The 7,068-nt window shown below is 66.5% G+C and carries 6 protein-coding genes; all 6 read right to left on the reverse strand.

Annotated elements, in window-relative coordinates; all coding sequences use genetic code 11:
- Window positions 1-7: 7 nt before the first annotated feature.
- From C2847_RS10070 to C2847_RS10090, 6 genes are read right to left on the reverse strand one after another with little or no spacing between them, the layout of a single operon-like run.
- Window positions 8-1,921, reverse strand: coding sequence for a 3'-5' exonuclease (locus C2847_RS10070; RefSeq protein WP_105318220.1), 1,914 nt, complete (start codon window positions 1,919-1,921; stop codon window positions 8-10).
- The gene (locus tag C2847_RS10075) at window positions 1,918-2,277 is read right to left on the reverse strand and encodes a response regulator transcription factor (protein WP_105318221.1); all 360 of its coding nucleotides are present in this window, start codon (window positions 2,275-2,277) and stop codon (window positions 1,918-1,920) included. Before C2847_RS10075 ends, C2847_RS10070 begins: the two co-directional genes overlap by 4 nt.
- Window positions 2,252-4,753, reverse strand: a complete 2,502-nt coding sequence (locus C2847_RS10080; RefSeq protein WP_105318222.1) for a sensor histidine kinase — start codon at window positions 4,751-4,753, stop codon at window positions 2,252-2,254. The genes C2847_RS10075 and C2847_RS10080 overlap by 26 nt, the downstream gene beginning before the upstream one ends.
- Window positions 4,750-4,926 carry a hypothetical protein gene (locus tag C2847_RS12345; RefSeq protein ID WP_164835705.1) on the reverse strand — a complete coding sequence of 59 codons (177 nt, stop codon included), beginning with the start codon at window positions 4,924-4,926 and terminating at the stop codon, window positions 4,750-4,752. Before C2847_RS12345 ends, C2847_RS10080 begins: the two co-directional genes overlap by 4 nt.
- The gene (locus C2847_RS10085; RefSeq protein WP_105318223.1) at window positions 4,923-6,671 is read right to left on the reverse strand and encodes a DUF294 nucleotidyltransferase-like domain-containing protein; all 1,749 of its coding nucleotides are present in this window, start codon (window positions 6,669-6,671) and stop codon (window positions 4,923-4,925) included. The genes C2847_RS12345 and C2847_RS10085 overlap by 4 nt, the downstream gene beginning before the upstream one ends.
- A complete protein-coding gene (locus C2847_RS10090; RefSeq protein ID WP_105318224.1) occupies window positions 6,625-6,993 on the reverse strand; it encodes a hypothetical protein in 369 nt (122 codons plus the stop codon). Before C2847_RS10090 ends, C2847_RS10085 begins: the two co-directional genes overlap by 47 nt.
- Window positions 6,994-7,068 lie beyond the last annotated feature (75 nt).

Here is a 7,068-nt window from a genome sequence, read left to right on the forward strand (position 1 = left end):
AGGGCGTTCAGTACCTGAGCCTAGCCAGGGGCAATCGGGCACAGGCCTGGAGCACCTCCCCCAGGGTCCGGTACCCTTTGGCCTTGAGGAGGGGGACCATGCCCGCAAAGACCTCCGCGGTCATGAGGGCGTCCCCCAAGGCGGTGTGCCGGCCGATCACGGGCACGCCGAAGCGCTCCGCCAGGGTTTCCAGGCGGTGGTCCTGGAGGTCAGGGAAGAGCAGGTGGGAAAGGAGCAAGGTATCCACCAAAGGGGGCTGGTCGATTCCCACCCGCCTGAGGAAGGCCATGTCAAAGGCCCCGTTGTGGGCCAGGAGCACCGTGTCCTCCAGGAACAGGCGAAACCTAGGGAGCACCTCTTCCAGCTTGGGTTTTTCCTTCAGCATCTCCCAGGTGAGGCCGTGGACCTCGGTGGAGGCTTTGGGGATGGGGCGTCCAGGGTTGACCAGGGCCTCGAAGACCTCGTGGCGGAGCACGGTTTTCCCCAGGATGTGGACCGCCCCTAGGGCGATGATGGCGTCCCTTTCCGGATCCAGGCCCGTGGTTTCCAGGTCGAAGGCAGTGTAGAGGAGGCCCTCCAGAGGGGCTTCTTCCAGCTCCTCGGGGGCATGGAGGAGGGAGAGGTCGAAGACCTCGGCCCGGGGGGGAGGGCCCGCCTTGGCGGGAAGCCGGGGGGCTTCCCGGGCGGGGAGGAGGAGGCGAAGGTGGGATCCTGCCCACCAGGCGCTTCCGCCGGACTTCTCCACCGCCTCCTTGAGAAGAGGGGGAAGGTCGGGCTGGGCGTCCCCTGGGCTCATAGGAGGCTTGGGCAGGGTGAGGGTGAGGTGGAGCAGGTTGCCCTCCCGCCTTCCCTCCAGGAAGGCTTCCTCCTCGTCCCTTAAGGCGACGGCCAGGCCTCGAGCCAGGGCGTAGGTGTCCGCCTGGACCAGGAGGTTTTTGGCTTCCCCCTCCAGGGAGAACCCTGGGGAAACCCCTGTCTCCCGCTCCAGGGCCTGGGCCAGGAGGGTTAAAAGGTCTTCCGCCAATACCTCCGCCGCCTGGGCCGGGGCTTCAAAGGAGGCCACCAGCTGGCCGAGCTCCTCGGCGGTGGCCTTGGCGGTCTTGAGAAGGGGCTCGAGGGGGGTCCCCCTGGCTTCCTGGTCCACGGCTTCCGCCAGGGCCTTGAGCCCCGCCAGCTTGTCCCTAAGGCGGTGGAGGCGGGTGGCATCCCATCCGCCCTTTTCCCGGGCCTCCTCCAGGAGGACCAAAAACCCTCCCTCCCCCTCCAGGGGCACCACCTGGAGCCAAAGCGGTCCCTCGGGACCCTGGGTTAAGAACCGCTTCTCCGGCAGGCCCAGGGCGTGGACCATGAGCCCCCGGTCCAAGAGGCCGAAGAGGCTTTTGCCCACCCCCAGGCCCTGCCCCAGAAGCTCCCGGGCTCCCTGGTTGTAGAGGAGGACCTGGCCCTTGGGGTTGGCCAGCACCACCCCGTGGGGAAGGTGGCCGATGAGGGCGGAAAGCTTCCTCCTCTCCTCCTCCAGGAGGGATTTGGCCTCGGCAATGCGCGCCGTCACCTCCTTTTCCAAGGCTCCCTTTTCCTGGGCCAGGCGGTTGATAAGGTCCGCCAGGGCCCTGAGTTCAAAGGGCCCCCGGAGGCGCAGGCGGTGGCCAGGGTTGGCCAGGAGGATTTCCGCCTCCTGGCCCAGGGCCCGGGTGGCGGCCAGATAGCCCAGGAAGACCGGGTAGAGGAGGGCGGCCAGCACCAGGGTGAAGAGGAAGCCCACGAAGAGAAGGGTGGGAAGCTTCTCCCTCGCCAGGCGGAGGAGTTCCCTTCCCAGGACCTCCTCCCCTTGGAGCAGGAGGAAGAGGCCAAGCCCCACGGTCCCTCCCACCAAGAGGAGTCCCAGGAGAAGAGCTCCCAGAAAGCGCAAAAGCTCCCTCATCTTTTTCCTGCCAGCTCATCCACCTGGGCTAGGAGGTCCTGGATGCCAAAGGGCTTAGCCATGAAGGCCTCGGCTCCCAGGGCCAAGGCCTTGGCCCGGTCCGCCTCCCGCCCCCGGGCGGTGAGAACCAGGACCTTGGGCCTTTGGGATAGGGCCTTGGCCCGCTCCAAAACGGCGAAGCCATCCATGCCCGGAAGCATGAGGTCCAGCACCATGAGGTCAAAGGCTCCTCGGGATAGGGCCTCGAGGGCTTCCTCCCCCCTGCGGGCCAGAACCACCTCGTGGCCGGCCTTCTTCAGGAGGAACTCCAAAGGCACCAGGATGCTTTCCTCATCGTCCACCACCAGAATCCTCATGCTCCACCCCCAGGGGAAGGGTGAAGGCGAAGCTGGCTCCCTCCCCTTCCTCCAACCAGATCCGCCCCCCCAGGCTTTCCACCAGCCTCCGCGCCAGGAAAAGGCCCAGGCCTGTGCCTCCGGAGAAGCTCTGGAAGGGTTCGAATACCCGGGCCCGGGCCTGGGGGGGTACTCCAGGGCCATCGTCAAAGACCCGGAAGAGGGCCTCGCGGTTGGTGAGGGTAAGCTCCAGGCGCACCCGGCTTCGGGCGTGGCGCAGGGCATTGTGGAGGAGGTTCAAAAGCACCTGGAGGACCCGGTCCCGGTCCGTGAGGGCTTGCACCCCCGCCAGGTGGGAGTCCATTGTAATCCCCCTTTCCCGGGCCAAGGGTTCCACCAGGGCCAGGGCTTCCTCGGCCAGGGCCCGAAGGTCCGTGGGGCTGCGGGCGAGGGGCACCCCTGCCTGGAACCGGGTATAGGCCAGGATCTCCTCCACCAAGCGGGAGAGCCTGGCGGTTTCCTTGGCCAGAAGGGACACGAAGCGCCCACGCTCCTCCTCGGGAAGGTCGGGATTGGCCTCGAGGATCTCCGCCAGGGACCGCACGGCGGTGAGGGGGGTTTTAAGCTCGTGGGAAACCGCAGCCAGAAGCTCGTCCTTGGCCTGGTCCAGGGCCTTTAAGCGCTCGTAGGCCTCGGCCAGCTCCTTCCTGGCCTCCTCGAGGGCCTGGGCGTAGGCCCGAAGCTCCCAGGATTCCCGGGCTGCCTCCTCCACCTCCTCCCGCAGGGCTTCCGGGGGGACCTCCCGGGTGACGGAGAGGAGGAGGAGCTTGGCGGTGGCGGGCCCCACGGAGCCCGCCAGCAGGGTTTCCGCGAGCCCCGCCGCTTCCCGGTCCGGGAGGGTGTGGGCCTGGCGGCGGAAAGCCTTCTCCGCCTCCGGCCCCAAGACCCGCCGGAGGAGGGCGGCGAGCTCCTCCACCTCCCCGGTGCGCTCCTCCTGCAGGGGCTTCCGGCGGGTGAAGAGGGAAACCCCGAGGGTCAGGGCCAGGTTCAGGGTAAGGCTTGTCAAGAACCCGTGGGTCACGGGATCCAGGCCCCGGATTCCCAAAAGCCCCTCCGGCCTTAGGAGGGGGTGGGGGCCTTCCAAAAAGAAGGGGGAGAGCCAGCCCGAGCGGGCCAGGGCCGGGAGAAAGAGGGTATAGGCCCAGATGACGATCCCTCCCAAGAGGCCCGCCAGGGCTCCTTGGGGGGTGGCTCCCTTCCAGAAGAGCCCGAGAAGGCCCGCCGGGGCCAGCTGGGCCACGGCCACAAAGGAAATGAGGCCCATGGCCACCAGGGCATAAGCCTCCCCCGCCAGGCGGAAGTAGAGGTAGGCCAGGAGCATCACCGCCAGGATGGAGATCCTCCGCCAAAGGAGGAGGCTTCCCAGGGCCCGGAAGCGGAGGAGAAGGGGTGAAAGGAGGTGGTTGGAGATAAGGATGGAAAGGGCCAGGCCTTCCACCACCACCATGGCCGTGGCTGCCGAAACCCCGCCCAGGAAGGCCAGAAGGGCCAAAGGAGCATTTCCGAGCTCCAGGGGAAGGGCCAGCACGTAGAGGTCCGGGTTCCCCTCGGGGAGGAGAAGCCGGCCAAAGAGGGCCAGGGGAAGGACGGGCAGGTTGATGAGGAGAAGGTAGAGGGGGAAGGCCCAGGCCGCCAGGCGGAGGTGCTGGGGGTCGGTGTTCTCCACCACGCTCACGTGGAACTGCCGGGGCAGGAAGAGGAAGGCCAGGCCGGAAAGGACCACCAGGCTTGCCCACTCCAGGTAACCGGCAAGCCCCTCCGGGGGGAGGAGGAGGGGGAGGAGCTCAGGGCGGTTCTGAACCTGGGGGAAGGGGTTTCCCAGCTGCCAAAGGACCACTCCCCCCACGAGGAGGAGGGCCAGGAGCTTCACGAAGGACTCAAAGGCCACCGCCAGCACCAGGCCCTGGTGCCGCTCCGAGGGGTCCAGGCGGCGGGTGCCGAAGAGGATGGCGAAGAGGGCCAGGAGCAGAGCGGTGGGAAGGGCGATGTCCGTGAGGGGTTCCTCCTCGCCCCTGAGGAAGAGGAAGGCCTGGGCGATGGCCTTGAGTTGCAGGGCCAGGTAGGGAAGCAGGCCCACCACCAGAAAGCCGGCGGCCAGGGGGCCGAGGAGGTCGTGGCCGAAGCGCAGGTAGAGGAAATCGGCCCAGGAGGTGAGGCGGTGGGCGCGGGCCAGGGAGAGCAGTTTTTCGTGAAGAAACGGCCAGAGGAGGAGGACCAGGGTAGGTCCCAGGTAGATGGAAAGGAAGCTCATACCCTCAGTGGCCGCTCGGCCCACGCTGCCGAAAAAGGTCCAGGCGGTGGCGTAGACGGCCAAGGAAAAGGCGTAGGCATGGGCGCTTTGGGCTAAGGTTCTTCCCCGGCCCTCCCCCCACAGGGCCACCAGGAACAAGGAGGCCAGGTAAAGGAAGAGGATCAGGAGAACCCAGACAGCGCTCATGGTTTGCGGTAAAGCAAGTAGGCCAAAAGGATGACCAAGCCCCAGACCAGGAAGAAGTAAAGGTACAGGGTAGGGAGTCCCCAAGGCCCCTTAGGAGCCCAGGGAAAAAGCTCTAAGGGCATAGTGAAAAGCCCTAGGGCCAGAAAGAACAGGGCAAAGGCCTTCTCCTTCATCGCAGCTGGAAGCGGTTTGCGGTGCTTTCCTGGATCTCGGCGATGGCCCGGAAGCCTTCCAGGGCCTTCCGCCGTTCCCCGGGGGATAGGCTGGACCAAAGCACCCGGTTGCTCACCTCCCCCCCTTGCTCCAAGGCCTTTAGCTGGTGTTTCAGGCGCAGGGAGAAGAAGAAGCGGAAGGCCTCCTCGAGGCGTTCCGCCCCCTCGGGGCTTAGGGTGCCCCCTTCCGCCGCCACCTTGAGCCGCTCCACCGTGCCCTTGGCCAGGCTGCCCGCCATGAGGGCATAGAGCCGGGCCAGGGCCACGATGGGGGCGATGGCGTGCCGCTTCAGGTCCACAAAGCCCTCCTCCGTGCGCACCCTTCCAAAAAGGCCCAAGGGAGGGCGGAACTCCAGGCTGGCCTGGGCCAGGTGGTAAAGGAAGATCCCCTTCCGGCTCCCCTCCAGGATGGTTTCCTCCAGGGGCCTTAGGGAAAGGCTACCTGCCGCCTTGCGCAGGTCAAAGAAGATCTGGGTTTCCAGAAGGGCCTGGGGCTCGGGGGCCTCCATCCAACGGCGGAAGGTTTCCTGCCATTCCCCAAGGGTCTTGCGCCAGCGGGTGGCCATGTACCCTCCCTTGCACTCGGGGATTCCTGCCCGGATGAGTCCTCCCACCACGCGCTCCCCCAGGGCCTGGAAGTAGGCCTCGTGGCCTTTTCCCTCCAGAACCAAGGCGTTGTCCTGGTCGGTGAGAAGGGCCTGCTCCCGCCTTCCCTCCGAGCCGAAGACCAAAAAGGCGTAGGCCACGGGAGGGGGGCCTAAGGCGGCTTCCGCCTCCCGCACCAGGCGGCGGATGAGGGCGTCGTTCAGGGAGGCCACCACCCGGCCGATCTCCACCCCGCCCAAGCCCCTCTGGAAGAGGCCTTCCACCAAGGAGGCCACCTCGAGGCTATACCGCTCCAGCTCCAGCCTCTCGATGCGCCTCAAGAGAAGGAGGGGGCTTTGCGCCTGGTTCATAAGGAGGTCGGTGTGGGTGACCACCCCCACCACCCGTTCCTCTTCCGTAAGGGGCAGGTGGTGGATTCCCCGCTCCACCATGGCGGCCAGGGCCTCGTAGACGGGGGTTTCCGCTGGGAGGGAGAAGAGGGGAGAGGTCATCACCTTCCCCACGGGGGTGGAAGGGGGACGGCCCTCGGCCAAGACCCGGTTCCTCAGGTCGCGGTCGGTGAGGATGCCTGGGGGCTCCCCCTCCACCAGGAGGCTGGAGATGCCTTCCTGGCGCATCTTCCTGGCCGCTTCCTCCACGGTGGCGGAGGGTGGGATGAAGGCAGGCGGGCGGCGCACCAGCTGGCCCACGGGCGAGAAGAGGGAGGGGGACGGGGCCAACCTGAGCCGGACCCGTTCCACCAGGCCTTGGCCGAAAAAGCGGGCTACTTCTGGATAGGCCAGAAGCCTTTGGAAGGCCTCCTTGGGAAAGGCCAGGACCGTAACCGGCGTTTTGGCCACCACACTTAGGGAAGGAGGTTCCCCGGAGAGGAGGGAGGGGAAGCCGAAAAACTCCCCCGCCTCGAGGGTCCCCACCTCCTCCTCCCCGTCCACCAGGGCCACGGTTCCCTCCAGGAGCAGGTACAGGGCCTGCGCGGGCTCGCCCCCCTGCTCCAGGAGAAAGGTGCCAGGGGGATGCTCTTCCGCCCGGGCCTCCTTCAGCAGGGCTTCCCGTTCAGCCTCGGGAAGGGCGTTTAGGGGTGGAAGGGTCCTGGGATCCATACTCCGGGGTCAGCCAGGCCAGGAGGGGAACCAGGAGGTGAAGGGCTACTTGGGCCTGCAGGAGGATCAGAAGGCCAATGCCCAGCATGAAGGCCGGGGGGAGAAGCACCACCAGGCGGATCACCCGGCCTATCCCGGGCTCGGGTAAGGGCCAGATGCGGTGGTAAACAATTCCAAGCCCTACCCCGGTACCGGCTCCCAGGGCGATCTGGAGCAGGGTAACCGGGGTGGGGAAGGGAAGGCCCAGCAGGTAGTGGCCCGTGAGGTAGAAGCCAAAGAACACCACCAGGCTTCCCAGGTAAAACCGCAGGTAATGGAGCATGAAGATAGTTTAACCCAAGTTGCTACCTAAGCGATTTTATCGGCGATGAGTCGCAGATTGTGGGCCAGGATGAAG

This window comes from Thermus tenuipuniceus (genome assembly GCF_002964845.1).
GTDB lineage: Bacteria > Deinococcota > Deinococci > Deinococcales > Thermaceae > Thermus > Thermus tenuipuniceus.